Source organism: Mycobacterium sp. NGS63 (assembly GCF_059812295.1).
The window spans coordinates 58100-83241 of the sequence record NZ_JCALCJ010000013.1 but is presented as its reverse complement, the minus strand read 5'-3'; the positions used below and the strand labels follow the sequence as shown (position 1 = coordinate 83241).

31 protein-coding genes and 1 pseudogene are annotated in these 25142 nt (G+C 68.7%); 19 read left to right on the top strand and 13 right to left on the bottom strand.

What is annotated here, in order from left to right:
* Positions 1–141 precede the first annotated feature (141 nt).
* A complete protein-coding gene (locus AC5Y4Z_RS25485; protein ID WP_499967844.1) occupies positions 142–876 on the top strand; it encodes a FadR/GntR family transcriptional regulator in 735 nt (244 codons plus the stop codon).
* Positions 873–1529 (top strand): sterol desaturase family protein, encoded by a 657-nt coding sequence (locus AC5Y4Z_RS25480; protein ID WP_499967805.1) that lies wholly within the window; start codon positions 873–875, stop codon positions 1527–1529. The genes AC5Y4Z_RS25485 and AC5Y4Z_RS25480 overlap by 4 nt, the downstream gene beginning before the upstream one ends.
* Before the next feature lie 29 nt (positions 1530–1558).
* On the opposite strand, the gene AC5Y4Z_RS25475 is transcribed toward AC5Y4Z_RS25480, so the two are convergent.
* Positions 1559–2161 carry an LGFP repeat-containing protein gene (locus AC5Y4Z_RS25475; RefSeq protein ID WP_499967804.1) on the bottom strand — a complete coding sequence of 201 codons (603 nt, stop codon included), beginning with the start codon at positions 2159–2161 and terminating at the stop codon, positions 1559–1561.
* 219 nt (positions 2162–2380) lie between these two features.
* Here AC5Y4Z_RS25475 and AC5Y4Z_RS25470 point away from each other — a divergent pair, with 219 nt between their 5' ends.
* The gene (locus tag AC5Y4Z_RS25470) at positions 2381–2839 is read left to right on the top strand and encodes a DUF1942 domain-containing protein (RefSeq protein ID WP_499967803.1); all 459 of its coding nucleotides are present in this window, start codon (positions 2381–2383) and stop codon (positions 2837–2839) included.
* A gap of 94 nt (positions 2840–2933) precedes the next feature.
* Here the strand turns inward: AC5Y4Z_RS25470 and AC5Y4Z_RS25465 are convergent, their stop codons facing one another.
* Both AC5Y4Z_RS25465 and AC5Y4Z_RS25460 read right to left on the bottom strand, forming a co-directional pair.
* Positions 2934–3383 carry a VOC family protein gene (locus AC5Y4Z_RS25465; RefSeq protein ID WP_499967802.1) on the bottom strand — a complete coding sequence of 150 codons (450 nt, stop codon included), beginning with the start codon at positions 3381–3383 and terminating at the stop codon, positions 2934–2936.
* Positions 3384–3412: 29 nt separating this feature from the next.
* Positions 3413–3841 (bottom strand): cellulose-binding domain-containing protein, encoded by a 429-nt coding sequence (locus AC5Y4Z_RS25460; protein ID WP_499967801.1) that lies wholly within the window; start codon positions 3839–3841, stop codon positions 3413–3415.
* 155 nt (positions 3842–3996) lie between these two features.
* On the opposite strand from AC5Y4Z_RS25460, the gene AC5Y4Z_RS25455 reads away from it, so the two are divergent.
* Positions 3997–4539 (top strand): FKBP-type peptidyl-prolyl cis-trans isomerase, encoded by a 543-nt coding sequence (locus AC5Y4Z_RS25455; protein ID WP_499967800.1) that lies wholly within the window; start codon positions 3997–3999, stop codon positions 4537–4539.
* Here AC5Y4Z_RS25455 and AC5Y4Z_RS25450 read toward each other — a convergent pair.
* Entirely contained in the window at positions 4523–5158 is a 636-nt protein-coding gene (locus AC5Y4Z_RS25450) for an ATPase (RefSeq protein ID WP_499967799.1), read from the bottom strand. The genes AC5Y4Z_RS25455 and AC5Y4Z_RS25450 overlap by 17 nt on opposite strands.
* Positions 5159–5177: 19 nt before the next feature.
* Entirely contained in the window at positions 5178–5531 is a 354-nt protein-coding gene (locus tag AC5Y4Z_RS25445; RefSeq protein ID WP_499967798.1) for a type II toxin-antitoxin system Phd/YefM family antitoxin, read from the bottom strand.
* Here AC5Y4Z_RS25445 and AC5Y4Z_RS25440 point away from each other — a divergent pair.
* The 10 genes and pseudogenes from AC5Y4Z_RS25440 to ureG all read left to right on the top strand — a co-directional run bounded on the left by AC5Y4Z_RS25440 (position 5430) and on the right by ureG (position 11899).
* Positions 5430–5798: a type II toxin-antitoxin system PemK/MazF family toxin gene (locus tag AC5Y4Z_RS25440; RefSeq protein WP_499967843.1), complete on the top strand. Its 369-nt coding sequence runs from the start codon at positions 5430–5432 to the stop codon at positions 5796–5798. The two genes, AC5Y4Z_RS25445 and AC5Y4Z_RS25440, sit on opposite strands and share 102 nt — an antisense overlap.
* A gap of 48 nt (positions 5799–5846) precedes the next feature.
* Positions 5847–6098 (top strand): annotated as a pseudogene (locus AC5Y4Z_RS25435) (type II toxin-antitoxin system antitoxin MazE5); the annotation flags it as partial.
* Complete coding sequence (locus AC5Y4Z_RS25430) at positions 6095–6424, top strand: type II toxin-antitoxin system PemK/MazF family toxin (protein ID WP_499967797.1); 330 nt, start codon at positions 6095–6097, stop codon at positions 6422–6424. The pseudogene AC5Y4Z_RS25435 and the gene AC5Y4Z_RS25430, both read left to right, overlap by 4 nt.
* A 38-nt stretch (positions 6425–6462) precedes the next feature.
* Positions 6463–6951 (top strand): hypothetical protein, encoded by a 489-nt coding sequence (locus tag AC5Y4Z_RS25425; protein ID WP_499967796.1) that lies wholly within the window; start codon positions 6463–6465, stop codon positions 6949–6951.
* Positions 6952–7059: 108 nt separating this feature from the next.
* The gene (locus AC5Y4Z_RS25420; RefSeq protein ID WP_499967795.1) at positions 7060–7362 is read left to right on the top strand and encodes an urease subunit gamma; all 303 of its coding nucleotides are present in this window, start codon (positions 7060–7062) and stop codon (positions 7360–7362) included.
* A 33-nt stretch (positions 7363–7395) separates the two neighbouring features.
* On the top strand, positions 7396–7989 hold the full coding sequence (gene ureB / locus AC5Y4Z_RS25415) for an urease subunit beta (RefSeq protein WP_499967794.1): 594 nt from the start codon (positions 7396–7398) through the stop codon (positions 7987–7989).
* Positions 7982–9691 carry an urease subunit alpha gene (locus AC5Y4Z_RS25410; RefSeq protein ID WP_499967793.1) on the top strand — a complete coding sequence of 570 codons (1710 nt, stop codon included), beginning with the start codon at positions 7982–7984 and terminating at the stop codon, positions 9689–9691. The genes ureB and AC5Y4Z_RS25410 overlap by 8 nt, the downstream gene beginning before the upstream one ends.
* Before the next feature lies 1 nt (position 9692).
* Positions 9693–10367: an urease accessory protein UreF gene (locus tag AC5Y4Z_RS25405; RefSeq protein ID WP_499967792.1), complete on the top strand. Its 675-nt coding sequence runs from the start codon at positions 9693–9695 to the stop codon at positions 10365–10367.
* Complete coding sequence (locus tag AC5Y4Z_RS25400) at positions 10357–11226, top strand: urease accessory protein UreD (protein WP_499967791.1); 870 nt, start codon at positions 10357–10359, stop codon at positions 11224–11226. Before AC5Y4Z_RS25405 ends, AC5Y4Z_RS25400 begins: the two co-directional genes overlap by 11 nt.
* Positions 11219–11899 (top strand): urease accessory protein UreG, encoded by a 681-nt coding sequence (gene ureG, locus AC5Y4Z_RS25395; protein WP_499967790.1) that lies wholly within the window; start codon positions 11219–11221, stop codon positions 11897–11899. The genes AC5Y4Z_RS25400 and ureG overlap by 8 nt, the downstream gene beginning before the upstream one ends.
* Here the strand turns inward: ureG and AC5Y4Z_RS25390 are convergent.
* Complete coding sequence (locus tag AC5Y4Z_RS25390) at positions 11896–14484, bottom strand: ATP-binding protein (RefSeq protein WP_499967789.1); 2589 nt, start codon at positions 14482–14484, stop codon at positions 11896–11898. The two genes, ureG and AC5Y4Z_RS25390, sit on opposite strands and share 4 nt — an antisense overlap.
* A 239-nt stretch (positions 14485–14723) precedes the next feature.
* On the opposite strand from AC5Y4Z_RS25390, the gene AC5Y4Z_RS25385 reads away from it, so the two are divergent.
* Positions 14724–15323, top strand: coding sequence for a class I SAM-dependent methyltransferase (locus AC5Y4Z_RS25385; protein WP_499967788.1), 600 nt, complete (start codon positions 14724–14726; stop codon positions 15321–15323).
* A 16-nt stretch (positions 15324–15339) separates the two neighbouring features.
* On the opposite strand, the gene AC5Y4Z_RS25380 is transcribed toward AC5Y4Z_RS25385, so the two are convergent.
* Both AC5Y4Z_RS25380 and AC5Y4Z_RS25375 read right to left on the bottom strand, forming a co-directional pair.
* Positions 15340–15657 carry a hypothetical protein gene (locus tag AC5Y4Z_RS25380; RefSeq protein WP_499967787.1) on the bottom strand — a complete coding sequence of 106 codons (318 nt, stop codon included), beginning with the start codon at positions 15655–15657 and terminating at the stop codon, positions 15340–15342.
* Positions 15658–15813: 156 nt separating this feature from the next.
* On the bottom strand, positions 15814–15996 hold the full coding sequence (locus tag AC5Y4Z_RS25375) for a type II toxin-antitoxin system Phd/YefM family antitoxin (protein WP_499967786.1): 183 nt from the start codon (positions 15994–15996) through the stop codon (positions 15814–15816).
* A gap of 94 nt (positions 15997–16090) precedes the next feature.
* On the opposite strand from AC5Y4Z_RS25375, the gene AC5Y4Z_RS25370 reads away from it, so the two are divergent.
* Positions 16091–16789 carry a DUF899 domain-containing protein gene (locus AC5Y4Z_RS25370; RefSeq protein ID WP_499967785.1) on the top strand — a complete coding sequence of 233 codons (699 nt, stop codon included), beginning with the start codon at positions 16091–16093 and terminating at the stop codon, positions 16787–16789.
* Positions 16786–17256, top strand: coding sequence for an SRPBCC family protein (locus AC5Y4Z_RS25365; protein WP_499967784.1), 471 nt, complete (start codon positions 16786–16788; stop codon positions 17254–17256). The genes AC5Y4Z_RS25370 and AC5Y4Z_RS25365 overlap by 4 nt, the downstream gene beginning before the upstream one ends.
* A gap of 100 nt (positions 17257–17356) precedes the next feature.
* Here the strand turns inward: AC5Y4Z_RS25365 and AC5Y4Z_RS25360 are convergent, their stop codons facing one another.
* From AC5Y4Z_RS25360 to AC5Y4Z_RS25350, 3 genes are all read right to left on the bottom strand, one after another.
* Positions 17357–18643, bottom strand: a complete 1287-nt coding sequence (locus AC5Y4Z_RS25360) for an FAD-dependent oxidoreductase (RefSeq protein ID WP_499967783.1) — start codon at positions 18641–18643, stop codon at positions 17357–17359.
* Between the two features lie 101 nt (positions 18644–18744).
* The gene (locus AC5Y4Z_RS25355; RefSeq protein WP_499967782.1) at positions 18745–19185 is read right to left on the bottom strand and encodes a limonene-1,2-epoxide hydrolase family protein; all 441 of its coding nucleotides are present in this window, start codon (positions 19183–19185) and stop codon (positions 18745–18747) included.
* A 253-nt stretch (positions 19186–19438) separates the two neighbouring features.
* On the bottom strand, positions 19439–20674 hold the full coding sequence (locus AC5Y4Z_RS25350) for an osmoprotectant NAGGN system M42 family peptidase (protein ID WP_499967842.1): 1236 nt from the start codon (positions 20672–20674) through the stop codon (positions 19439–19441).
* Positions 20675–20801: 127 nt separating this feature from the next.
* Between AC5Y4Z_RS25350 and AC5Y4Z_RS25345 the strand changes: the two genes are divergently transcribed.
* Complete coding sequence (locus AC5Y4Z_RS25345) at positions 20802–21389, top strand: cyclic nucleotide-binding domain-containing protein (RefSeq protein ID WP_499967781.1); 588 nt, start codon at positions 20802–20804, stop codon at positions 21387–21389.
* Here the strand turns inward: AC5Y4Z_RS25345 and AC5Y4Z_RS25340 are convergent.
* Entirely contained in the window at positions 21386–22261 is an 876-nt protein-coding gene (locus AC5Y4Z_RS25340; RefSeq protein WP_499967780.1) for an HpcH/HpaI aldolase/citrate lyase family protein, read from the bottom strand. The two genes, AC5Y4Z_RS25345 and AC5Y4Z_RS25340, sit on opposite strands and share 4 nt — an antisense overlap.
* 137 nt (positions 22262–22398) lie before the next feature.
* Here AC5Y4Z_RS25340 and AC5Y4Z_RS25335 point away from each other — a divergent pair, with 137 nt between their 5' ends.
* Entirely contained in the window at positions 22399–23610 is a 1212-nt protein-coding gene (locus tag AC5Y4Z_RS25335; RefSeq protein ID WP_499967779.1) for an esterase/lipase family protein, read from the top strand.
* On the opposite strand, the gene zwf is transcribed toward AC5Y4Z_RS25335, so the two are convergent.
* Complete coding sequence (gene zwf, locus AC5Y4Z_RS25330; protein WP_499967777.1) at positions 23607–25106, bottom strand: glucose-6-phosphate dehydrogenase; 1500 nt, start codon at positions 25104–25106, stop codon at positions 23607–23609. The genes AC5Y4Z_RS25335 and zwf overlap by 4 nt on opposite strands.
* Between the last annotated feature and the right edge of the window lie 36 nt (positions 25107–25142).

Below are 25142 nucleotides of genomic sequence, written 5' to 3'. Positions count from 1 at the left end.
AAATGTACTACGAGATGTAAGACAGCGGGGCCGACCGCTCGGCGCCACATCGCGCCCACCAAACCCCAGGTAGCCTCACGATCTGCCGGCGAGAGGTCTGACCACTTGACCTCAGGCCACTTTCCCGGCATGTTTGGTGACATGCCTCTGCGGCCGGTGACTCGACGATCGATGCCTGAAGATGTCTTCGAACAGATCATGTCCGATGTGCTCAGCGGTGAAATGGCACCCGGAGAGGTGTTGCCCAACGAGCGCAAACTCGCAGAAGTGCTGGGCGTGTCCCGGCCGACGGTCCGCGAGGCGCTGAAGCGTCTCACCGCCGCCGGACTGGTCGAGGTTCGGCATGGGGAAGCGACCACCGTGCGCGACTATCGCCGTCATGCAAGCCTGGACCTGCTGCCCCGCTTGTTGCTCCGTGGTGGCGACCGGGGTGACGAACTGGACTTGGCGGTGGTGCGCAGCATTTTGGAAACCCGGCTGCACAACGGGCCCAAAGTCGCCGAGCTGGCTGCGGAACGCAGCGGGCCGCAGGCGGCCGGCTTGCTCGCGGGCGCCGTCGACGCACTGGCCGCCGAGGACGATCCGGTGGAGCGACAGCGCGCCGCGTTGATGTTTTGGGACCACGTCGTCGACGCCGCCAATTCCATCGCCTTCCGTCTGATGTTCAACAGCCTGCGTGCCACGTACGAACCCGCGCTCCCGGCCCTTGCCACCGTGATGGCCGCCGAGGTCGGTCGTCCGGAGCTGTACCGGCAGGTGGCCGACGCGATTGCCGCCGGCGATCCGGCGAATGCCAAACGCGCCGCCACCGAACTACTCGAGCCGGCCACCCACGGCCTACTCACCGCCCTGTCTGGTTTGGATGAGCGGCGATGACAACTCAGGTACGCGGCAGCGTCACCCTGTTCGACGCGGGCCGGGAGTTTTGGCGCCACCCCTCCCCTTGGGGCATTTCACTGACGCTTGTCGGGGCCTTCGCGGCCCGAATCGCCGTCAGCGACTGGCAATTCACCGATGTCGTGCTGCCGGCACTCATGGTTGTCGCGTTTCCCGGTTTCGAGTGGATCATCCATGTCGCCATCCTGCACTGGCGGCCGCGCAGCATCGGTCGCTTCGTCGTGGATCCGTTGCTGGCCCGCAAACATCGCGAGCATCACCGTGACCCGCGGAAGACCGAGCTCATCTTCATGCCGTGGCAGTCGACGCTCTGGGTCATCCCGGCTGCCGTCGCCATAGCGTTGGTGGTATTCCCTCGACTCGGTCTCGGGTTGACCTACCTGGTTGTGCTGACCGCCCTTGGCCTTGCCTACGAATGGACGCATTTTCTCATCCATTCCGACTACAAAGCGAAAACCACTGTGTACCGGTCGATTTGGCGTAATCACCGACGGCACCATTTCAAAAACGAACACTACTGGTTCACCGTGACCACCACCGGAACTGCCGACCGGCTGCTAGGCACGTACCCGGACCAGTCGACGGTGCCGACCTCTCCGACGGCCAAGAATCTGCACAGTGCCGTGCGCTGAATCGTGTCATCAAACCGCGGGATTCGACGCTAAAGCCCGGATGGTACAGCCTTGCCGTTTACCGTCACGTCGACCTGGCCGGTCTTCGGGTTGTAGGCGATCCTGCCGTGCTCGAAGTTGGACACCAGCAGATCGCCGACGGAGTTCTGGTCGCTGATGGGTAGGCCCAGTGGACCCGCCGAACCGTTAGTGCCGGTGATTGCCGGCGTGCCGTCCGGGTCGCGTGGGACGTTCCAGGCCTCCCGGATCTTGCCCAGGGTGATATAGGCGGGCGTGCCGGCCGCGTCGTTCTTCGCGGTGATCACCCCGCCCTGAAACTGCTGGAATACCACCCCGCTCTCCCGCTTTCCCGCGTTGCGGTCACCGGTCAGCGGCTTGCCGAGAGCCGTCTTCTGATCCGCGGTTGCCGACGAGTACTTGACAGCGATCGGCCCGGTCAGAGTCACTTCGACGTCGCTCTCCCCGTTGAGCTTCACCTCGGTGGGCCGCGCCGGGGATATAGACGTGGAGGTGGCGCCCGCCTGAGGCGATGCCGACGCGTCGACGCTCTTGCCAGTGCTGCAGCCCCCAGTGATCAGCGCGACGGCGGCGAGGCCCGCGAGTGCCGCGTGGCGGTATGCGATCGTTCTCATCGGCTTTTCTCTCGTACCTTCCAGTCGTGTCGCGGTCGTCGTAGCTCCGAACGAACTTACGCCGCGGCCATAGACGGCGAGCCGGCCACCGCGGGCTCGGCGGGCCCCACGGTCGCCAAGCGCGCTGGCAAAAGATCAGGTTTGAAATTCCGAGCTTTGGATACCTGTGAATTCAGCTGCCACTCTTCGACAGCCGGCACCTCATGAAGGGAGCCCGACGTGGCGTTCTCACACATTGCATCAAAAACAACGGCAGTTACGGCTGTGTTGGCGGGGGTCGGACTCCTCGCGCCCGCACCGGCATTCGCTGGTCCGCAAGTGCTGCAATTCGGCCAGATGGCAGAGATTTCCAGTATGGGTGGCACCATCGACTACACGGTGAACAACTTGCAGCCCAGCGGCCACAACGACGGCGTGTGGTACTCCGACGTCATCGCCAAAGGCGTGAGCGGCAATGCAACACCGAACATTGCCGACTTCAACGCTCGGGCCGTCAACAGCTCGACGTTCGCGGTGATGAAGGGCAACCAGACCGACGGCCTTCCCGAGGGTCCACTCCCCCTAGGAACCCCTGTTACGGGTCGCATTTACTTCGACGTTCGCAGCGGCACGAACCCCGACAGTGTCGTCTACCGGGACGCCGGAGGCACGGACAAGGTGGTCTGGAAAGGCCCCTGACGGGATGACAGTCTTTCGACGGAGACCATCCGTCGAGCCCGTTGCCCGCTGAATTAGGTCGGGTTTTGCATCGCAGCGAATTGCGAAGCAGGACTTAGTGGTTCGTCGCGTCGTTCAGAGACCGGTCGATATCGTCCGAATAGCCGCCCATGAATTCAATCGGCACGCCTCCGACAGTGCAGAAGAATAGCTCGTAGCCGGGCACTCCGATATCGATCGTCCTCGTATCGCATGCCGACGCGTCGGCACGCTCGCGTGCCCCGCGCGGATCGTCGGAAAGAAACGACAACCCCGCAAGGCCTTCGGGTACGGCTTCTCGCAGTGACGCGGGTACATCGAGCACCTCGATGAGGCCGCAGTCGCCGGAACCGAGCATGGTCACCTGCGTCCCGCTCGAGGGCGGCCACCCCAAGGTCGATTCCAGTAGGTTGCCCGGCACATGGAATTGCTGCTGGATCGTCATTCCGACGACGTCGGTGATGAACGAGACGAAGTCGTCGGCGGAATGGCTGCACATGACGACGTGGTGGAGCTGACTCGACATCGCGGTCCTTCTTACGTGCGCAGTCGCCTTTAGCCGCAAGCAAATTGCCGGTTGAGCACACAATTCGCCGGCGGCGAGTAGGTCCCGCTCAGCACGCCCCTGAAACCACCCGTGGCTGAACCGCCAGGTGCGATGCTGCGATTCCAATTCGCGGGGGTGACAACGAAGTGCGTGCCCGATTGGGTAACGGTGCTATTCCATGCGTGCGAGACGGACTGTCCCGACGGCATGTCGAATTCGAGCCGCCAGTCGTTCAGCGGCGCCATGCTCGAGTTGGTGACGGCGAAGCGGGCGATGAAGCCGGTCTGCCACGTGTGTTCCACCGACAGCGTCGCCGCGGCCGCGGCCGCATGAGCTACGGGCGTGGCGGTGAGTCCGAGGACGGCAACCATCAATGCCGACGCGGCAACGTGAAGCGCTGTGCGCCAGCGCTTCACGTAATTATCCAGTCGGGGCATAGCAGCCAACACTAGATTCGAACAGGCGATATCGGCCCGCGCATCGCGGGTAAGCTGCAGTACCTTTGCTCAACTGAAACCGTCACGAAACCTTTAGCCTCGGCCCACCCGACGAGATAGGTACCTGTAGCGTGACGGCCGTGAAATTCTCCCGGATGAGTTCCTCCGTCGCGCTCGCGGCCTGCGCCGCAGCAACCGTTCTGACGCTCGCTGGAACGGGCACCGCAACCGCGGCGGGTTCCTGCCCCACGGCGGCGCCGCAGAATGGCGGCACCCCCGACTGGACGCTGGCCGGGAGCACCGGCAGCGTCGCGGTCACCGGACCCACCGACACGACAGCGCCGCGCGTGAGCGTGACGTCGCCGTTTGCCGTGGCCCAGACCCAGGTGCACACGCTGCGCGCCGGCGATGGACCGGTGGTCTCGCCCATCGCCCGGGTTTCCGTCTGCTATATGGGCGTCAACGGACGCGACGGGTCCGTCTTCGACAGCAGCTACGAACGGGGCGCCCCGGTCGACTTCCCGCTCACGGGCGTCGTGCCGGGCTTCCAGAAGGCCATCGCGGGACAAAAGGTCGGGTCCGCCGTGGCCGTCGCGATGGTCCCCGCCGACGGCTACCCCGAGGGTCAGCCCAGCGCAGGAATCCGGCCCGGCGACACGCTCGTCTTCGCGATCAAGATCCTCAGCGCCTCGGGCTGAGCTCCAGCGCGGCCGCGACGATGGGCTTGGCCCACGCCGGCGTACCGGTCAAATCCGACGGCGCGACGATGCGACCGCGCTCCGTGTGTAACACCAAGACCGGCTTCGGTGCCTGCCCGGCCGTGGGGTCGGCGGCCGCGGAGTTGTCGTAGACCCACAGTTCGGTGAGCACCGGTAGCAATGTCACGAGATTGATCAGGCTGTGGCGGCAGCGACGGCGGATGTCGGCTTCGGGAATGTCGTGCCCCCCGGCGCGGACCCGCTGTCGCACCCGTTCGACGTGGGCGTCGGCGCTGTCGAGCCCCACGTAGAAAACGCGGACCTCGATGCCGCGCTTGGCCGCCTCGGCCAGCAGTGCCGGCATCGTGTTGCCGCCGAGTGTGGTCTCGAAGGTGAAATCGAGGCCGTCATCGATCGCCCGTTGCAGCAGCCTTCGGCCCTGTTCCCACGCCGCCGCGTTGGCCTCGCTCTGTCCCAGTCCGGGGTTGGCGGCCATGATTTCGCGCGCGGCCTCGTCGGGGTTGTAGTACTCACCGCCCTTGGCGCGGATCGTCGCGCCGACGATGCTGCTCTTGCCGGCGCCGTTGACGCCCGCCAATACGTGTATCTGTGCCGGCATCGTTGGCTTGCTGCGTGGATCACCGCCGCCCGGTGCGCGCCGCCTTCACCGCGGCGGCGCCCAGTTCCTCCGGTGTGGCGTCGAACGCCGCGGCCACGCCGGCTTTGGCTTCGGGTGTCTGCATGGTGGCCAACAGCTCGTCGAAGCGCGCACTGAGATCGTCGAGCGCGGGCGCGGTCGATGCGGTCAGCGCCTCGAATTCCGAATACGACAGCAGCACCGCCCTGGGGGTGTCGTGCTTGGTGATCACCACCGCCCCGCTGACTGCGGCCTGGTCGAAGACCTTGCCGAACTCGTTTTTGAAGCGGCTCGCGGTCACGGTGGGTACATCGACCAGCTTGCCGTCGCGGTCGCGGAACAAGACGGTGGACATCGCGCTCCCCTCCTTCGGTCGCACTCCGCTAAGTCTAGCTGTTTCGCCTATTTAGTACGAATTAGACATTTTAGCAACACCGACACGGTCTATCCCTTCCAGGTGCTGCTGTCGGCGGCGGACGGCGGTCTCGCCGTCGACTCGAAAGCGCAGGCCGAGCAGGTCAGATCCGTTGCGACCCAACGGCTCTTGCGCCGAATGGGCCAGATCTCCCCCGCCGAGCTCACGGCGCTGGAAGACGCGCTCAGGCTTCACTTGGCGCTGTAGCCCGGGCGGCCCGGGGCCTGCCGGCTGCCGGCCCACATGCGTTCGACATGGCATAATCGTGGCATGAATCGCATACGCTTGAGTACCACCGTGGACGCGGAGTTGCTCAATAGCGCGCGCAGCACCCGAGTGGGGTTGACTGACGCGGCCCTCATCGATGAGGCGCTGACGGCGCTATTGGCTCGCCACCGCGCCGCGGAGGTGGACGCGAGCTATGCCGGCTATGACAAGCACCCCCCTGACGAGACGGACGCCTGGGGCGACCTGGCATCGTGGCGCCGCGCGGCCGGCGCCTCATGAGTGCGCTGCCGGCGCGCGGTGAACTGTGGTGGTGCGAACTGCCCGGAATCGGCCGCCGTCCAGTGGTTGTCATGTCGCGTGATGCGGCCATCCCTCGGCTCCGGCGCACGCTCGTCGCACCCTGTACCACCACGATCCGCGGGTTGGCGAGTGAAGTGATTCTCGAACCCGACACCGACCCGGTCCCCCGCCGTTCCGCGGTCAACCTCGATTCCGTGGAAAGCGTCCCGGTCGCCGTCCTGGTCAGTCGCCTTGGTCGGCTCGCCGACGATCGGATGCGTGACGTCTGCGCGGCCCTCGAGGTGGCGGTGGACTGTTCCCGCTGATCTGCCCGACCCGCCGAACTCAGGGAAAGCGAACGAGGATGAAGCAGCTCTACGAGCGCGCCAGCACGACGACCACAACCGATCGCCTCGACGCGACGCTGCGGGATGCCATCAGCGCCCACGCGACGGCGAACCAGCTGGGTGACGTATTGGCAGACGCCCGTACGGTCTGCGTGACGCGCAGCGTGCGGCTGTACCGCAATGGGCTGCTCGCCAAACTGACCGGCTCCGGCGACCCAGATCGCGAGCATTCTTCGGTGGCGCTGCTGACCCCCCGCTACCTCGTCATCGCCATAGCCGGCGAAAAGCGCGGAATTCACGTCCGCTCGGCACGCCTCGACGAGATATCGCTCAACCCCGGCATCGTTCTGCAGGCCGACTCCGGAATCAGCGTCGTCGCGCACTGGTCCGGCGCGATCGCGAACCAGGCGGTGGCCGGGTTCTATCTCGGCCTCGGAAGCGACGAGGCGGGGCGCGCGTTCTTGAGCAGCTTCCGCGACGCCGTCGCGAGCGCGAAGGCACGCTGAGCCCGCGCCGCTGCCGAGGCGAGCGCGTTTGCCCCGCGAATCGGCGGGTAACCAGCAGCGTCGTCACGTTTCCCGGTCGCAGCAGCGGCGCCGACAAAGGCGGTCCGGATGTTTCTCACGCTCAAAGAGCAGGAATGCCTCCTCATCCACACCGCGGCCGAGGTGGCGCTGAAACGACGCGAGCGCGGCCTGCAACTCAACCTCCCCGAAGCGACGGCGGTGCTGACGCAGTTCGTGCTCGAAGGCGCGCGGGACGGGCAATCCAAGGCGGACGTGCAGGACGCCGCCCGCGGGGTCCTCAAACGCGAGGACGTGATGGACGGCGTCCCGGAGATGCTGCAGCAACTACACGTCGAGGCGACGTTTCCGGACGGCACCAAGTTGGTCAGCGTTCCCCAGCCGATTCACTGACCGCGCAACGGATTCGACACGGGAGTTCATTTCATGAGCCGGCTCACCGACAAGATCAAAGACACCGTGACGAATCGGATGCAGCGGGCGCAGAACGCATCTCGGGTCTTGGGGGCGACCAGCCGCGCGTTTGCCTCCGGCCAGCGGGCGCTGCAGCGCAACCCGAGCCTGGAGAAGGTGGTCGGCGCGGTGCAGCGGCGCACGCCCCCGCTGAGCCGGAAACTTCTCGGCTCCGGAAAGTCGGTGCCGTTGGGGGCGGGCAAGGGCGCCGCGACCGCGATGGTGCAGCCCGGCGCGGACTCGAGCATGAAGCCGTCGGCGCCCGGTGCGATCCTCTTCGGCGACGATCCCGTCCAGGTCAACGTGGGACGTGAAGTCACGACGGTGAAGGTGGTCAACACCGCAGACCGGCCGATCTCGGTGGGGTCGCACTTCCACTTCGCCGAGGCGAACCCGGCATTGCAGTTCGACCGCAAGGCCGCCTGGGGTAAACGACAGAACATCATCTCGAGCGGGATGACGCGGTTCGATCCGGGCGTGACGCAGGAAATCGAGCTGATCCCCTTCGGCGGCCGCCGCATCGCGGCCGGGTTCCGCGGCGAATGCAAAGGCCCGCTCGATGGCTGAGATTCAGCGGCAGCTGTACGTGATGATGCTGGGCCCCACCCAGGGCGATCGGCTCCGGCTGGCCGACACCGACCTGTTCATCGAGATCGAGGACGACCGCTGCGCAGGCGGCGACGAGGTGGTCTTCGGTGGCGGGAAATCGGGCCGGGAATCACAGGGGCAATCGCACACGCCGCGCTCCCAGGGCACGCCCGATCTCGTCGTCACCAACGTGGTGATCCTCGACCATTGGGGAATCATCAAGGCGGACGTCGGAATTCGCGACGGACGGTTCGTCGCCATCGGCAAGAGCGGAAATCCCGACATCATGGACGGCGTCCACCCCGAGCTGGTGATCGGTCCGTCCACCGAGATCATGAACGGCACCGGCCTGATCATGACGCCCGGCGCGATCGACACCCACGTGCACTTCGTCAGCCCGGACATGTGCGAAGTCGCGTTGCAAGCCGGCATCACCACGCTGGTGGGTGGCGGCACCGGGCCGACCGACGGCTCCAAGGCCACGCTGGCCACCCCCGGGGCGTGGTGGCTGGCCCGCATGTTCGAAGGGTTCGACCCGTGGCCCGTCAACGTGGCGTTCCTGGGACGCGGCACCACGGTCTCCGAGGAAGCGCTCTGGGAGCAACTCCGCGCGGGGGCAGCGGGATTCAAGGTCCACGAGGACTGGGGCGCCTCGCCCGCCGTCATCGACGCCGCGCTGCGGGTCGCCGACCAGGCCGGTGTGCAGGTCGCCATCCACAGCGACACCCTCAACGAGGCCGGCTTCGTCGAGGACCTGATGCGCACGGTCGACGGCCGAAGCTTTCACAGCTACCACACCGAAGGGGCCGGCGGCGGCCACGCGCCCGACATCATCCGCATCGCGGGCGAGCCCAACGTGTTGCCTTCGTCGACCACCCCGACCCGCCCGTTCACCGTCAACACCGTCGACGAGCAGTTGGACATGGTGCTCGTGGCCCACCAACTCAACCCGAAGATTCCCGCGGAGTTGCAGTTCGCCGAGAGCCGCGTGCGCGCGGGCACGATTGCGGCAGAAGACATTTTGCAGGACATCGGCGCGATCTCGGCGATGTCCTCCGATGCCCAGGCCATGGGCCGGCTCGACGAGACGGTGCGGCGCACCTGGCAGACCGCGCACGCGATGAAGCAGCTGCGCGGCCCGCTCAGCCCGAACGAACGCGCGGACAACGAGCGTGCCCGCCGCTACGTCGCGAAGTACACCATCTGCCCGGCGGTGATCCACGGCCTGGACGACGAAATCGGCTCCATCGCACCGGGAAAGCTGGCGGACTTCGTGCTGTGGGCCCCGGCCACGTTCGCGGTGCGACCCACCGTGGTGTTCAAGGGCGGCATGGCGGCGCTGGCGCTGCTGGGCGACCCCAGCGCGTCGGTGCCCACTCCCCAGCCGGTGTTGCCCCGGCTGGGCTACAACGCCCACACCAGGGCCGCGCAAGCCACCAGCGTCGCGTTCGTGGCGCCGGCCGCGCTCGACGACGGACTGGCCGACCGCCTCGACGTCGGGCGCAAACTCGTCGCGGTCAAAGACATGCGCGAGCGGCGCAAGGCCGACCTGCCCCTCAACGACGCGCTGCCGAGCATCGAAGTCAACCCCGACACCTTCGAGGTGCGCATCGACGGCCAACCGGCCAACCATGCGCCGCTGACCGACCTGCCGCTGACCCAGCGCTACTTCCTGTACTGAGATGCCCCCGATTTCCGCCCCGCTGTTGCTGCTCACCGACGGGCGCCTACCGACGGGCGGCTACGCCCATTCGGGCGGCATCGAAGCCACGGTGCAAGCCGGAAGGGTCTGCGACCCAACGAGTCTCGAGGCCTTCCTGCGGGGCCGGGCCGCGACGTCGGGCGCCGTCTCGGCGGCGTTCGTGGCCGCGGCCTGCGCGGCCGCCACTTCCGGTGACATTGCACGGCTGGCCGCGCTCGACCCCGAACTGGACGCCCGAATGCCCTCGCCGGCGTTGCGGACGATCTCGCGTGCCCTCGGGCGCCAGCTGCAGCGGGCGATGCGTGCCATCCGGCCGCATCCCCGGCTCGATCATCTCGGCAGGCGGCCGCACCACCCGATCGCCCTTGGCGTGGTGGCGTCGGTGTTCGACATCGATGCCAAGCAGGCGGCGCTGGCCGCACTCTACGAGGCCGTGGCCGGGCCGGCGGCCGCCGCGGTCAGGCTGGTCAGCCTCGATCCGCTTGACGTCCACGCCGTGCTGGCGCGGCTGATGCCGCAGCTGGACGCCCTGGCCGAAGAGGCCGGCCGCCACGCCGATGCACCGGTCGACGAATTGCCCGCCCATGCCGCTCCCCTGCTCGACATCGCCGCCGAACATCACGCCCGACGGGAGGGACGGTTGTTTGCCTCCTGAAATCCGCGAAACGGACCCCGGCGCGATGCATGCGCATGCCTCGCTGGCCACGGCCGCCACGTCGGGCCCCGGCGGCCGAATCACCAGCCAGGTCACCACATTGCGCTCGATGGCCCCACTCGTGCTGCGACTCACGGAGGCCAAGGAACCCGCGCCCTGGGCCGACCAGCTCACGGCACCCGCGCGGGTGAGCGTCGCGGCCGGCGCCGCGGGGCCGGTGGGCGGCGACCACATCACCTTCGACATCGACGTCGGGCCGGGGAGCGCCCTGGTCCTGACCGACATCTCCCCCACCGTGCTGCTTCCCGGGCCGCGCGGGTGCCCGTCACGCGCCACGACACGGGTGCGCCTGCACGACGGGGCCACCCTGGTGTGGTTGCCGGAACCGATCATCGCCTCGGCAAACTGCAACCACGTCAACGACATTCGGGTCACGCTCGCCGCCAGCGCCCGGCTGCTGATGCGCGACGAGCTGATCCTCGGTCGCCACGGGGAACAGCCCGGCACCATCCACCAGCGCATCGACGTCCGCCGCGACGGCCTGCCCCTCTACCGGCAAGACCTCGGAGTCGGGCAACAAGCGTGCGGCTGGAACAGCGCGGCCGTCACCGCCGGCCACCGGGCCATCGGATCCATGCTCGTCGTCGACCCCGCGCGGGCGTGGCCGGGCCACGGCTCTCTTCCCACCGACACCGCCGCGGTGTTGCCGCTGGCCGGTCCGGCGGCGCTGATCACCGCCCTCGCCGACGACAACCTCGACCTGCGCAAGGCCCTGAACGCGGGCCTGGCCGAACTCGGCGCTCCGTGGGGCGCCGAATCCCCCAGCGTTTCAACGAGAGAGGAGTGCTGCCGTGCCTGAGGTCTCGTCCCGTGCCCTGCGTCTCGGAGTGGCCGGGCCGGTGGGAACCGGCAAGAGCTCATTGATCGCCACCTTGTGCCGCAACCTGTCCGGCCAGTACCGCTTCGGGGTCGTCACCAACGACATCTACACCGACGAGGACGCCCGCTTCCTGCGCGGCCAGGGCATCCTGCCGGGCGAGCGGATCCGCGCGGTCGAGACGGGCGCCTGCCCGCACACCGCGATCCGGGACGACATCACCATGAATCTGCTCGCGATCGAAGATCTCGAGCACGACTTCGCGCCCCTCGACATCGTGTTGATCGAAAGCGGTGGCGACAACCTGACCGCAACCTTTTCCTCCGGGCTCGTCGACGCCCAAATCTTCGTCCTCGACGTCGCCGGCGGCGGTGACGTCGCCCGCAAGGGCGGCCCGGGCATCGCCCGCGCGGACCTGTTGGTGATCAACAAGATTGACCTCGCGCCCTACGTCGAGGTCGACGTGGACCAGATGCTCGCCGATGCGCGCACCGCCCGAAGCGGCTCCCCTGTTCTGCCCGTCTCACGCAAGCAGCAGCAGACGGTCGACGAGTTGTGCGGCTGGGTCCGCCGCCTCCACGCGACGCACGCCGCCGGCACCCACACGCCCGTCGACCCCGGACCGATGGCGCCGCACTCGCATGCGGCCGGCTAGCGCCGGCGCAGCCGCGCCGCCTGGGTGCGGTTGGCGACGCCGAGTTTGGCCAGGATCGAGCTGACATGGTGGCCAACCGTTTTGGGGCTGATGGACAGGCTCGTGGCGATTTCGGCGTCGCTGCGGCCGTCGGCGATGAGGTCGAGCACCTCACGTTCGCGGGGAGTCAACCCGTTCGGGTCGGCGCGGACGTCGGCCATCCGGCGGCGGCGCGTCGGCCCCCGCAGCCCCTCCAGCCGCTGCTGGGCCCGGCGTGCGGCCGCCCGCGCGCCCAGGCGGCGGAACACCGCCAGCGCCGATTCCACCGCCGGCATGTCGCCGCCGAGTTGGGCGATGGCCGCCTCGTAGGGACAGCCGCGGCGCGACCACGCCTCGGCCGCACCCTGCCAGTCGCCGCCGACCTCCAGGTGGAAGGGCGTGACCGGGTCGTCGGCACCGGCGGGTGCGTCGGCGCCCCCGGTCAGGCGGACCCACCGGCGCAGCTGCCAGAGCAGCCAGGGATCGCCGTCGGGGCCGATGGCGGCCAGTCCGCGCTGCGCGTGGGTGCGTGCGGCGTCGTCATCGCCGGCCAGCCAGGCGGATTCGGCGCGCGCGGCCCAGACCGGGAAGAGCCGCTCATGGTCGGACGCGGGCGCGACCTCGTCGAGCAGCGAGGCGGCGGGCCGTTCGGAGCGGCGGGCGCGGACGAGTGCCAACGCCAGCCGGGCCGGCAGCTGGTTGACCGCCACCACCGCGGGACGGGTGAGTAGCTCCTCGGCCGCCGACAGCGTCCGGTCCCAGTCTCCGCGGTGCAGGCCGACGAGCACGTCGGCGCCCAGGACGAGCGCCTCGTACTGGAACATGTTGCGGTCCCGGCAGTATGGCGCGGATTCCGCGATGTAGCGCTCGGCTCGATCCAGGTCGAAGTGCTGCGCGGCGAACACGGACAGGTTGGTCGCGAGCAGGGCAGCGTCTTCGCCGCGGCCCTCGTTGGCCATCGCGGCGCGCCACGCGGCCTCGAGCTCCTCCCACCCGGTGTCGCTGCGCAGCACCCGGGTCAGGGCGGCGAACCCCCTCGCCCGGTTGACGACGGCGTCGTCGCCGAGTTGGGTGCCCACCGTAATCGCTTGCGCGGCATAGTCGGCCGCGGCCGGGTCGAAACCCCACGCACTCACCTCGGCCATGTTCACCAGGGCCCACGCCAGCTGCGGGCACGCGCCGGCGTCGCGCACCACCTGCAGTGCGGCCCTGGCCGTGTCGGCGGACTTGCCGGTTTGTCCTATCCCCCACAACTCATGTGACAACCAACGCAAATCGTCGCTTTCGCCCAGCGTGTCGCCCAAGGCGCGGCGCAGCGTGATCGCTTCGCGCCAGGACGACACCGCCGCCTCACCGACACCGCAGCAATACGCCGCGTACGCGTGGCCCTCGAGCCAGATCACCTTCTGATCGTCGCGGGCGTTGTCGGCGTGGCGGAGCGTGAGCGCATACAGGTCGAGGGCCTGGCCATGCGCCCCCAACCGCGCGGCCCGTTCGGCGGCGGCGGCACCGTAGCGCAAAGCCGCCTTGCCATCGCCGGCCTCGTCGGCGTGAAAAGCCAGTGCGGACAACGTATCCGGGTCGACGGGAGGTTCGGTGAGACCGGCCAGGGCGCGAGTGTGCAGGGCTTTGCGCTGATGTTTGGGGATCTGTTCGAGCGTCGCGCGCCGCGCCAGCTCGTGCCGAAACCCGATCGTGTCACCGTCGGTGACCAACATGCCGCTGTCGAGGCATTCCGCCAGACCCTCGCGGGCCGCCGGGCATACTTTGCGCACCAGCGCCGGGTCCGCGTGCGGGCCGCAGACCGCGGCGGCCTGCGCGGTCTCGCACGCGTCCGGCGACAGCCGCGCCAGCCGTCCCCACACCGCCTCGGAAACGCTGCGCGGCAAGCTTTTTGACAGCGCGTCGAACCCGCTGGCCAGCACCTCGGTGACAAAGAACGGGTTGCCCCCGGTCAGCTGGTGCAGCCGGTCGGAGTTGACGCCGCTGCCCGCGGCCAGCGCCGCCACGGCTTCGCGGCTGAGCGGTTGCAGACCGATGCGGCTGACCCCCGCACAGGTCGCCACGTCGCCCAGGGCGACGGCCAGCGGGTGCTCCCGGTCGAACTGGTCGTCGCGATAGGACACCACCAACAACAGCGGCAGCGAGGAGACGCGGCGCGCCAGAAAGCGCAACAGATCCAGGGTCGCCCCGTCGGCCCAATGGGCGTCCTCGATCACCCACACCCAGTGGTGCCCGTCGCGCAGGACGGTCAGCAGTCGTCTATACAGCGTTCCGGTGTCGCCCGATTCGATCGCCGCGCCGAGCGCGTCGGCCGCCGTGGGACCGACGCCGGCCAGCGCGTCGAGCAGCGGGCCCAACGGGCGCGGTGCCACCAGCGGGTCGCACCAGCCGCGCAGCACGCGGAACCCGTCATCGAGGCCGGAGGTGAACCGGCTGATCACCGCGGTCTTGCCGACCCCCGCCTCGCCCCGCAGCAACGCGAGCCGGCCGGCGCCGCGCCGGGCCGCGCCCGCGAGCGTGCCGAGCTCGGCCAGCACCGCCTCGCGCTCGAGCAAGCGCTCCACCAGCAGCCGCCTCGTCTTGACCAGTCATGACTGGTGCCGTCACAACGCGGTGCACAGGTAGAGCCGTAGCAACCGCACATCAGGGACATGATGCGGCCCTAACTGTAATCGGGGCGGCGGCTTTTTGTGTGTCACCCGACTGTGAATCGTGCGACGCGTTCGCGGCGTGTCGCGTCGTGTATTTCACTCTCGGCGTGCGGTTTCCGCGGGGCATTCGGCGCGGTGCGACAATGGCTGGCATGACCGAGCAGAGCATCTGGATGCAAAAGGTCGCCGCGGATCCCGGGCATTCGCACTGGTACGTCGAACGCTTTCGTTCCATGGCGCGCGCCGGTGAGGACCTCGCCGGCGAGGCTCGCCTGGTGGACGCGATGGCGCCCCGCGGTGCCCGCATCCTCGACGCCGGCTGCGGCCCCGGCCGGCTGGGCGGGCATCTTGCTTCGGCCGGCCACCACGTCGTCGGCGTCGACGTGGACCCGGTGCTCATCGAGGCGGCCGAGCACGACCATCCCGGGCCGCGCTGGCTGGTCGGCGACCTCGCGGAGCTCGACCTGCCCGCGCGCGGCATCCCCGAGCCGTTCGACATCATCATGTCGGCCGGCAACGTCATGACGTTTCTCGCCCACAGCACCCGCGTGCGGGTGCTGACCCGGCTGCGCGCCCACCTCGCCGACGCCGGCCGGGCGGTGATCGGCTTCGGCGCCGGCCGTGACTACGAGTTCGGCGAGTTTCTCGACGACGTCGCCGAAGCCGGGTTCACCCCGGATCTGTTGTTATCCACCTGGGATCTGCGGCCGTTCACCGAGGACTCCGACTTCCTCGTCGCCGTCCTTCGTTGAGTCGGTACGACGCCGGTCAGCCGCCCGGCACCAGCGGCGGACGGCACACGTTGGCGCCCGGGTCCCACCACCAGCCGTTGTCGCACGCCAGCGGTTGCGGCCCGACTCCCAGCGGCCGGCAGACGTTGGCCGTCGGGTCCCACCACTGACCCGGGTCGCACGCCAGCGGTTGGGGCCCGACACCGAGCGGCCGGCAGACCTTGCCCGTCGGGTCCCACCACTCGCCGTCGCCGCAGTCGGCCGAGCTGACCGCCGGCATCGCGATCGTCACCGCCGCAATCGCGGTGAACGCCAGCACGACGACGGCAAAAACGTGGCGAACGAACGTCCTCACTGTGGGCCTCCCCTCGTGTTGTACGCATCATCGAACCGAGCCGGGGCAGGCAGGTCAAGACCCTTCGCCGGCGGTGCCCAGCATCCCTTTCGTTGCTGCCGCGTCACCGTGATGGATAGATCAGGTTGTCGATATCGCGGCGCAACTCGTCGGGATTCACCCGCGGCAAATGTTTGCGCCGTCGAACGAGCTCGGCCGGACCAACGCTGGGACGCGGAAGCGGCGCAGTTCTGCGACGGGGGCGCCGTCGCGGGTGACGATGATGCGTTCGCCGCGCTCGACGCGCCGCAATACGTCTCCCCCGCTGTTGCGCAAGTCGCCCACGGTCACGGAAGCCATAACTCGAATTGTCGCACCGGTGAGACCGATGAATTCCGGGCGCGCGGGCGGTCATACCTTCTGGAACGGACAAACCGAGCGAAAGGTGAGTGCCATGGCCTTGGACAAACAAGCACTGCCGCCCGTCGTCGATCACCAGACCTGGCGCGCCGCCCTCCACGAACTGCGCAAGCGCGAGAAGGCCGCCACCCACGAGCTGGATGCCATCGCCGCCCAGCGGCGGCGCCTGCCGATGGTGGAGCTGCCCGACTACACGCTGGTCGGCGCCGACGGGCCCGTCCGCCTGGCCGACGTGTTCGGCGGCCGCTCGCAGCTGATCGTCTACCACCACATGTGGTCGGACGGCGCGGAGTGGCAGTGCGGCGGGTGCACGGGCTTCACGTCGCAGTTCACCCGGCTGGAGTTCCTCGACAATTACGACGCCCGCTTCGTCGTCGTCACCAACGGGCCGATCGACGAGGCGCTCGCCTACAAGGAGAAGGTCGGCAATCGGATGGAGTGGTACTCGTCGTCGGGGAGCTCGTTCGGTGCCGACGTGGACGCACCGCCCGGCGGCGGCTTCGGCGTCAACGTGTTCCTGCGCGACGGCGACACCGTGTACCGCACGTGGCATACCAACGGGCGCGGCACCGAGCAGCTCAGCCATTCGTTCGGGCTGATCGACATCCTGCCCCGGGGCCGGCAGGAGGAATGGCTGGACTCGCCCGACGGCTGGCCGTCGCGGCCGACCTACTCGGGCTGGCTCGACTCCCCCGACATCGCGGCCGCCTACGGATCGAAGGAGAACGCATGACCGCCGAACGCTACGTCGCCACCCGCACCATCACCGCCGGTGCCGACGAGATCTTCGCCGTCCTCGCCGACCCGTCGCGCCATCAGAACACCGAGCCCACCGACTGGGTCCGCGACGCGGTGGACACCGCACCGATCACGGGCGCCGGGCAGATCTTCGCGATGAACATGTACCTGACCCAGGCCGGCGGCGACTACGTCACCTACAACCTGGTCAACGCCTTCGACCAGGATCGCGCGATCGGGTGGATGCCGGGCGTGCTCGACGACGCCGGCAATCACAGCCCCGGCGGCTGGTCCTGGCGCTACGACCTCGTCCCGAATGGCGACCGCACCGACGTCACCCTCACCTACGACTGGAGCGCCACGCCGCAGGACTTTCGCGACCGGGTCGGCGGGATGCCCACCTTCCCGGAGGGCTATCTGGCCGAATCGCTTGCGGCCCTAGAGCGATCCGTCACGGGCTAGGGGCCCGTCGCGGCCGGGCGGCGGCTGTGTCGAGCCTGCGCGCAGATCGCGGTTCGTCCACAAATGCACGCGCTGAGCGCAGTCTCGACGGCTAAGGCCGTCATTTCGCAACGAACCTGGAACGGCGCGCGTTCGCCCTGCCGGCGCTGACGACCTCCCTGAGCGTGGCGATCGCGCGGTCCGGCCTGTCGCGCAGCGCGCGCGCCGCGGACCGGGCGACCCTGCGGTTGGTGAACAGCTGCGACGGGCGGATCATGTGGTTGAGCACGCCGAACAGCATCTGGGTGGCCTTGGGATCGGCCGCGAGGTCCTTCATCAAGCGCGTATTGAACGGCGTCGCCGCGCCGGAAGCGCCGAAATTCGCTGCGAACCAATGCATTTCGTAGGCATCGTCGTCGCGCCAGTGCCACCAGCGCCGCATGGCCTCGTCGGGGCCGGCGTCGCCCAATCCCTCCTCGATGGCACGGGCCAGCGAATCGGCCTGGCGGAACGCGTCGCTGATGCCCTGGCCCGGCGCCGGATCCTTAAAGTGCCCGGCGTCGCCGGCCAGGACCCAGCCCGGGCCGGCGGCCTCCCGGAAGTACCCGTGCCAGTTCGTCAGCACCCGGATGGGGCCGACGCGTCGCCCGTCCCCGATCACCTCGGCCAGCTCGGGCCAGGACCGCAGGCCCGCGGAGAAGTTGGCGTCGCGATTGGCATGGAACTCGGCCTGTTTCGCCATGTCGATGGCGATGGCGGCCATGTAGAGCTCACCGTCGGTCGGCCCGGCGAGAAAGCCCAAGTCTCCCCGGCGGCCCAGCCGCGCGTGGCCCTCGCGATCGTGCACGTGCTCGAAATAGCCCCAGGCGAACATCTTTCCGGGCGTCGCGACGTGATACTCCCGCGCACCGACCAGGGTGGCGACCGTCGAATGGCGGCCGTCCGCGCCGACCACCAACCGACCCTCGATGCGGCCGGCGGCCGTGTCCACCCCGGTGACGCGACCGTCCTCGGAGATCAGGCCCGTGACCCGCAAACCGGTGCGGACGTCGGCGCCCGCCGCGGCCGCCGCGTCGACGAGCAACGCGTCCAGCGTCACCCGCCGAACGCACAGGCTCGGCTGGATCGCGTCCGCGGGATCGACGGTCGCTTCGATGCGGACGGCGTCGTCGATCACCAGCGTCATGCGATTGAGCGGAACCGCGCCCGCGGCCAAGACCGCGTCGCGCACGCCAAGCCGGTCCAGCAGCTGCACCCCGGACGGCTGGATGATGTGCGTCGACGGCGTCTCCGACGGGAACTGCGCCCGATCGACGAGGCACACGCTCATGCCCCGGCGCGCGAGCGTCGCCGCCAGCGGCGAGCCGGCGCACCGCGCGCCGACGATCACCACATCGAATGGCTTCATACCGCGCCTGCGATCGCCCGACGAGCCATGACAGGCGACGCTACACGATGAGTAAGAAGATAGTAAGAGCCTTCTTAGGAATCGTTTAGATATTGGATGCCTTACGCGGTGAGCGCGTCGAACATGTGCGCCGGGTCGATGCCGAGCTGCTTGGCGACGTGGCTGGTGTCCCAATATTCGCGCCAGTGGGTGATCGCGCCGTCGCGCACCTCGAAGATGGCCGTGACGTAAAACGTGACCGCGACGCCGTTCATGGCATTGACGTCGACCCGCTCGACCACCACCGTGCCCCCGCTCGAGACGATCGTGCGGATCTCGCTCCCGTCGATCATTCCGGTCGAAAGGCTGTTGTGCTTTTCCAGCTCGGCGCGCGCCGCGTCGCGCCCGACGACCACCGGCGACAGCGGGACGTGCAGCTGCCAGGCAAAGTCCTCGGCCATCAGCGCGGTCATGGCCTCGACGTCCATGTGTTCGCCGTAGGCGGCGTGAAGGAAGTCGAGCACCAGCTGTTCGGTGTCATTGGTCGCCACGGCCTGGGGCATGTCGGTTCCTTTGCTTGTTATTGGAAACGCATTTGAATAAATAAACTGGTTGATTTAATCCTCGGCCGTCACGCTATCCGTTCGGGCGGGTGGCGTAAAGACCGTCGGTTGGATATTGAGTGTGAAACAACGGCTTTGGCGGTGAAGCCAGGGCGGCGGAATCGCCGAAACCCCGCCCTGCGCTCACGGCCAAAGCCGTGAGTTCACACTCAGCGCCCGCGAAACAGGGCTTAGCGAAAGCGTCAGCGCCGCTTCAGGATTGCGGGCCCGCCGACGGCGGCCAGTGCGTGCCCGGAGACGCCTCTCCGGGGCTTTCGTGTTCGCCGCGCGCCAGCGGCACCCACTGCTCGGTCGGCGCGGGCTGCTTCGACGACGGGAAGTCGCGCAGCTTGCCCGACGGCTTGGCGTCCCATTGGGCGAACGTCAGCGGCGTCAACAGCCAGGCGTGCAGCAGGCAGTACGCCGCCTCCAGGGAGGCGATGTGGGTGCGCTCCCAACCGTGGCTGCCGTCGACCCCGAAGCCGACCAGCGCGGCCCGGGTTTCGGCGCCCGCCTCGATCGCGGCGGCGGCGTCGGAGCGGTAGTAGCGGAACACGTCGCGCGCGAACGGGATGGCCCGCTCCTCGGCCAGCCGGCACAGCTTGCGGGTCAGGTGGTAGTCGAAGGGGCCGTGCATGTCGGCCATCGGGATGGTCACGCCGTCCTCGATGGAGTGCTGGCCGGGCGCGCACACCGCGTTGTCCACCGAGATCAACTCCGCGACGTCGGCGGGCAGGCCGTGGCTGGCGCCGTGGCCGACCTCCTCGGTGATCGTGACCATGATCATCGTGCGGTGCGGCAGCACCACCTTGTTCTCCGTGAGGCTCTTGGCCAGCGCGAGCGCGATCGCGACCCCGGCCTTCCCGTCGAGGTGTCGCGAGACGATGAAGCCGTCGGCAGTGAGCTCCGGGCTGGCGATCAACGCCACGAAGTCACCGACGTTCAGGCCGAGACGGACCAGGTCCTCGCGCGAGGACACCTTGCGGTCCAGGCGGACCTCGACGTGCTCCCAGTCGGTGGGCTGGGTGTCGATCTCGTCGCCGAACCGGTGCCCGCTGGCCTTGAGCGGCAACACCGTGCCGGTGATGAACTCGTCAGGGTCGTCGCTGAAGATCCGCACCCGCGCGCCGGTGGCGAACCGCGCCGAGAACGTGCCCACCGGGATCAGCTCCAGGCGGCCGTTGTCCTTGAGGGTGCGCACCATGCAGCCGATGGTGTCCGCGTGCACGGCCAGCGCCCGGTCGGTGGTCGGCGACTCCCCCGGCAGCTCGGCGGTCAGCGCCCCGCGGCGGGTCAGGGTGAACGGCACGCCAAAGTCGTCGAAGATGTCGCCGATCAACTGCATCACCGCGTCGGTGCGTCCCGCCGGGCTGGGGGTCTGCAGCAGCGCGAGCAGCGTATCGATCATCCACACGCGGTCGGCCTCAGCCATGGCCGCGGTCTGGCGCACGGTGTCTCCCTTCACGGTCGTGGAGGATTCGCGTTCAACCTACCCCCTTCGAAATTCCTCCGTTTGCCGCGGCAAATGGGGTTACGCTCCTCGTGACCCGGGTCACACCGCGCGATAGGAGCCCGCCATGAAGGTGGATGCGGATGGACATGAGGAGCAAGACCTGCGCCGGCTGCGGGAGCTCACCACCTTCAACAAGTTCTCCGACGGTGAGCTGCAGCGGCTCGTGGGGGCGGCCCATCGCATCGCCAGATCCAAGCCCTGGCCGCTGATCCAGGAGCAGACGCCGTCGGACTCCTGTTACATCCTGCTGAGCGGGGAGGTCGGGGTGTACGTCGGCCAGGACCGCGTCGCCCTGCTGGGGCCGGGCGAGGTGATCGGCGAATCCGCCCTTCGCCGTGGGAAATTGCGCTCGGCGACGGTGACGACCACCGGGCCGTCCGAGGTGCTGCGCATCGAGCGCGACGACCTGGCCCGCTTGCTCGACGAGATTCCCGCGCTGCGCGACACCATGGAGGCCACCGCCGCGAAGCACGTGCCCGCATCGCCGCCGGAACGGCCGGCCAAGCCGAAACCCACCCACAGCCGGGTGGACGCCTTGGTGCCGACGGAGTTGGCCGAGCGATTCGAGCGCGCCGCCGAGGCCGCCGGGGTGCGCGTCGACGCCGCGCTCGCGGACGCGCTCACCGGGTGGATCGACCGCAACGGCGGCTAGGAGCCCATCTCCGCGATGAGGTCGGCGAGCGCGAGGATCCGCTGGGCATCGCGCACGTGCAGGCTCTCGATCATCCGGCCGTCGACCGTGATGACGCTCGTGCCCGCTTCTTGGGCCTCCTCGTAGGCCGCGACGATCTTGCGGGCGTCGGCGAGTTCGTCGTCCGAGGGACCGAACAGGTCGTTGGCGGGCGCGATCTGGGACGGGTGGATCAGCGTCTTGCCGTCGAACCCCATCTCGCGGCCCTGCCGGGCCTCGGCCCGGAAGCCATCTTCGTCGGTGATGTCGTTGAACACGCCGTCCAGGACGACCTTGCCGGCTGCCCGCGCCCCCAGCACGGCCAGCGACAACGCCGTCAGCGCCGGCGCGCGCCCGGGCACGTGCAGCCCGTGCAGCTCGTTGACCAGATCGTTGGTGCCGACCACCAGCCCGGCCAGCCGTTCGCTTCCCGTGGCGACCTCCTCGGCCCGCAGGAAGGCCCGGGGCGTTTCGATCATCACCCACAGCTGCATCTTGTTCGGCGCGCCGAGTCGGTCGAGTGCCGCGGCCAGCTTTTGCACCTGCTCGCCCGTCTCGACCTTGGGCACGAGCACCCCGTCGGCCGCCGATGCGGCGACGGCGGCCAGGTCGTCGTCGTGCCAGTCGGTGTCCAGGCCGTTGACGCGCACCACGACCTCGCGGGGCCGGTAGCTTTTCGACGCGATTGCGTCGCACACCCGCGCCCTCGAGTCGGGTTTGGCGTCAGGGCCGACGGCGTCCTCGAGGTCGAAGATCAACAGGTCCGCCGGCAGCGTCTTGCCCTTCTCCAGCGCCCGTTGCTTGTTGCCGGGGAGGTAAAGGGCGGATCGGCGGGGGCGCAGGGTGGGTGCCACCGGATGAGCCTACGGCCGACGCCGAACGTGCGGCTGGCCGCACATTCGACGCCGAACGTGCGGCTGGCCGCGCGCTCGAGGTTGGTACATCGCCGGCCCGAGTGGGAACCCTGGGTCGAAGCAGGGAGGAGGCGCTCATGCAGCGACAGGAAATCCGATCACTGGCCGACCTCGCGGGTGAGGGCACCCGCGTGCTCACCACCCTGGTGCGCGACACGCACAGCGGCATCGCGCGCCGGGTGTTCGACGCCGTGGGCCCGGTCGCCAAACCCGTGGAGGTCGTCCACAACACGACGGCCGCGGCGACCTACTACGCCGTCGACCGCGCGCTGCGCGGGGCGTTGCGCGGCGCCGGTGCGCTGGCCGCCGAAACCCGCGGGGACGACGACGGCGACAGCGTCGAGGCCAATCCCACGGTCGCGGGCGTCATCGCCGCGCTCAACGGCATCTACGGCGACGAACTCACTGAACGCCGCAACGGCTTCGCGCTGACGATGCAGGTGCGCCGCCACGGCAGGGCGGTGGCACTGGACGCCGACGCGATCGCGGCGGCCTTTCCGCAAGCCACCGGCCGGGTCGTGGTGTTCGTGCACGGCTGGTGCATGACCGAAAGGTCGTGGTGGCGGCCGCCGCGCGACGGCGACAGCGTGGGCCCCTACGGCGCGCGCCTGCACGACGACCTCGGGTTCACCCCGGTCTACCTGCGCTACAACACGGGCCTACACATCTCCGACAACGGCAAGTCCCTGGCCGGGCTGATCGAGGCGTTGCAGGGGCTGTGGCCGGTCCCCGTCGAGGAGATCGCGCTGATCGGTCATTCGATGGGCGGCCTGGTGGCGCGCAGCGCCTGCCACTACGGCGTCGAACACCGGCACGGCTGGCCCGACGCCGTTCGGCACGTCGTCTGCCTGGGCTCCCCGCATCTGGGCGCCGACCTGGAGAAGGGCGTCAACGCCGCATCCTGGGCGCTGGCCCGGCTGCCCGAAACCGAAGGCCTGGCTTGGTTTCTCAACGCGCGCAGCTCCGGCACCAAGGACCTGCGCTACGGCGCGCTGCTCGACGAGGACTGGAGCGAATGCGACCCCGACGAGTTCCTGCGCGACCGCTGCCACGAGGTGCCGTTCCTGCCCGGCGCCGTCTACCACTTCGTTGCCACCACCGCGGGACCGCGCGCGGTCGGCGGCATCCTCGGCGACCGCCTGGTGCGCTCGGCGAGCGCGTCCGGGGTGGGCAAGTCCCGGCGGGTGCCGTTCGAGCCCGACCACGGGCTGACGCTGACCGGCCTGCACCACTTCGATCTGCTCAACCACGCCGCCATCTACGACAGGCTGCGCGCCTGGCTGAGCTAGCCTTTGGCCTCGCGCCATTCCCGTTCGAAGGGCAACCGCCACGCATTGGGCGCGATCAGTTGGTGAATGGCGTTCGGGCCCCAGGTGCCGGGCTGGTACATCTTCGCCGGCGGCGGGTCGTTGAGCAGATCCTCGGAGCGCTCCCACAGCGACTCGATGCCCTCGGCGGTGTTGAACAGCGTGTGATCGCCGCGCATCGCGTCCAGGATGAGCCGCTCGTAGGCCTCCAGCACGTCGACGACGGTGTCGATCTCCGTCGAGGAAAACTGCATGGACAGCTTGTCCAGCTTCATGCCGGGCCCCGGCCGCTTGCCGTAGAAGGACAGCGACACCTTCGAATTGTCGGCGAGGTCGAACGTGAGGTGGTCGGGGCCCTGGGTCCCCACCCCCGACCCGGGCGGGAACATCGTGCGCGGCGCCTCCTTGAAGGCGATCGACACGATGCGGATGCCCTCGGCCATCTTCTTGCCGGTGCGCAGGTAGATCGGCACGCCAGCCCAGCGCCAGTTGTCGATGCCAACCTTCAGCGCGATGAACGTCTCGGTATCGGAATCCCTTGCAACCCCGTCCTCTTCGCGATAGCCGTTGTACTGGCCGCGCACCACGTTCGACGGGTCGACCGGCAGCATCGACCGGAAGACCTTGTTCTTCTCCTCGCTGATGGCGCGCGGCTCCAGCGCGGTGGGCGGCTCCATCACCACGAACGCCATCACCTGGAACAGGTGGGTGACGACCATGTCCTTGTACGCGCCGGTGCTCTCGTAGAAGTTGGCCCGCTGGTCCAGGCCGAGGGCCTCGGGGATGTCGATCTGGATGTGGTCGATGAAGTTGCGGTTCCAGATCGGCTCGAACAGCCCGTTGGCGAAGCGGAACGCCAGGATGTTCTGGGCCGCCTCCTTGCCCAGGAAGTGGTCGATGCGAAAGATCTGGGATTCCTCGAACGTCTCGTGCAGGAAGTCGTTGAGCGACACCGCGCTGTCCAGGTCGGTGCCGAACGGCTTTTCCATCACCACCCGGGAGCGTTCGACGAGTTTCGCGTCGCGCAACATGGTGATCACGTCGCGGGCCGCCTTGGGGGGCACCGACAGGTAGTGCAGGCGGCGCACGTCGGGGCCCAGGTTGCTCTCGGCCTCGGCGACGGCCTCGGCCAGCGCCTCGGGCCCGGCGCCCTGCGGCACGTAGCAGATGTTCTTGGCGAAGTCGGCCCACTGCTCGGGGGTGAGCTTGTGCGCGCCGAACGAGTCGAGCGCCTCCTTGGCGCGCTCGCGGAATTCGTCGTTGCTGAAGTCCTCGAGCGAGGTGGCGACGATCTGGATGTCGGGCGCCAGGTCGGACTGGTTCAGGTAGGCCAGGCCGGGTAGCAGCTTGCGTTTGGCCAGGTCGCCGGTCGCGCCGAACAGGACGATGACGTGGGGATCCAGGGGGACGGAGTCGTGGCGGTGCGGGCGCGCGCCCGGCGCCGGGTAGGAGATCGTTTGCGGTTTCTTGGTGGCCACTCTCTCGATACTTCCACCGCCGGCGCGTGTGTGCAG

Excerpts from the sequence above, each read along its gene's own strand:
- AC5Y4Z_RS25485 (WP_499967844.1), top strand. The coding sequence starts at position 142 with ATGCCTCTGCGGCCGGTGACTCGACGATCGATGCCTGAAGATGTCTTC.
- AC5Y4Z_RS25480 (WP_499967805.1), top strand. The coding sequence starts at position 873 with ATGACAACTCAGGTACGCGGCAGCGTCACCCTGTTCGACGCGGGCCGG.
- AC5Y4Z_RS25475 (WP_499967804.1), bottom strand. The coding sequence starts at position 2,161 with ATGAGAACGATCGCATACCGCCACGCGGCACTCGCGGGCCTCGCCGCC.
- AC5Y4Z_RS25465 (WP_499967802.1), bottom strand. The coding sequence starts at position 3,383 with ATGTCGAGTCAGCTCCACCACGTCGTCATGTGCAGCCATTCCGCCGAC.
- AC5Y4Z_RS25460 (WP_499967801.1), bottom strand. The coding sequence starts at position 3,841 with ATGCCCCGACTGGATAATTACGTGAAGCGCTGGCGCACAGCGCTTCAC.
- AC5Y4Z_RS25455 (WP_499967800.1), top strand. The coding sequence starts at position 3,997 with ATGAGTTCCTCCGTCGCGCTCGCGGCCTGCGCCGCAGCAACCGTTCTG.
- AC5Y4Z_RS25450 (WP_499967799.1), bottom strand. The coding sequence starts at position 5,158 with ATGCCGGCACAGATACACGTATTGGCGGGCGTCAACGGCGCCGGCAAG.
- AC5Y4Z_RS25445 (WP_499967798.1), bottom strand. The coding sequence starts at position 5,531 with ATGTCCACCGTCTTGTTCCGCGACCGCGACGGCAAGCTGGTCGATGTA.
- AC5Y4Z_RS25430 (WP_499967797.1), top strand. The coding sequence starts at position 6,095 with ATGAGTGCGCTGCCGGCGCGCGGTGAACTGTGGTGGTGCGAACTGCCC.
- AC5Y4Z_RS25425 (WP_499967796.1), top strand. The coding sequence starts at position 6,463 with ATGAAGCAGCTCTACGAGCGCGCCAGCACGACGACCACAACCGATCGC.
- AC5Y4Z_RS25420 (WP_499967795.1), top strand. The coding sequence starts at position 7,060 with ATGTTTCTCACGCTCAAAGAGCAGGAATGCCTCCTCATCCACACCGCG.
- ureB (WP_499967794.1), top strand. The coding sequence starts at position 7,396 with ATGAGCCGGCTCACCGACAAGATCAAAGACACCGTGACGAATCGGATG.
- AC5Y4Z_RS25410 (WP_499967793.1), top strand. The coding sequence starts at position 7,982 with ATGGCTGAGATTCAGCGGCAGCTGTACGTGATGATGCTGGGCCCCACC.
- AC5Y4Z_RS25405 (WP_499967792.1), top strand. The coding sequence starts at position 9,693 with ATGCCCCCGATTTCCGCCCCGCTGTTGCTGCTCACCGACGGGCGCCTA.
- AC5Y4Z_RS25385 (WP_499967788.1), top strand. The coding sequence starts at position 14,724 with ATGACCGAGCAGAGCATCTGGATGCAAAAGGTCGCCGCGGATCCCGGG.
- AC5Y4Z_RS25375 (WP_499967786.1), bottom strand. The coding sequence starts at position 15,996 with ATGGCTTCCGTGACCGTGGGCGACTTGCGCAACAGCGGGGGAGACGTA.
- AC5Y4Z_RS25370 (WP_499967785.1), top strand. The coding sequence starts at position 16,091 with ATGGCCTTGGACAAACAAGCACTGCCGCCCGTCGTCGATCACCAGACC.
- AC5Y4Z_RS25365 (WP_499967784.1), top strand. The coding sequence starts at position 16,786 with ATGACCGCCGAACGCTACGTCGCCACCCGCACCATCACCGCCGGTGCC.
- AC5Y4Z_RS25360 (WP_499967783.1), bottom strand. The coding sequence starts at position 18,643 with ATGAAGCCATTCGATGTGGTGATCGTCGGCGCGCGGTGCGCCGGCTCG.
- AC5Y4Z_RS25355 (WP_499967782.1), bottom strand. The coding sequence starts at position 19,185 with ATGCCCCAGGCCGTGGCGACCAATGACACCGAACAGCTGGTGCTCGAC.
- AC5Y4Z_RS25345 (WP_499967781.1), top strand. The coding sequence starts at position 20,802 with ATGAAGGTGGATGCGGATGGACATGAGGAGCAAGACCTGCGCCGGCTG.
- AC5Y4Z_RS25335 (WP_499967779.1), top strand. The coding sequence starts at position 22,399 with ATGCAGCGACAGGAAATCCGATCACTGGCCGACCTCGCGGGTGAGGGC.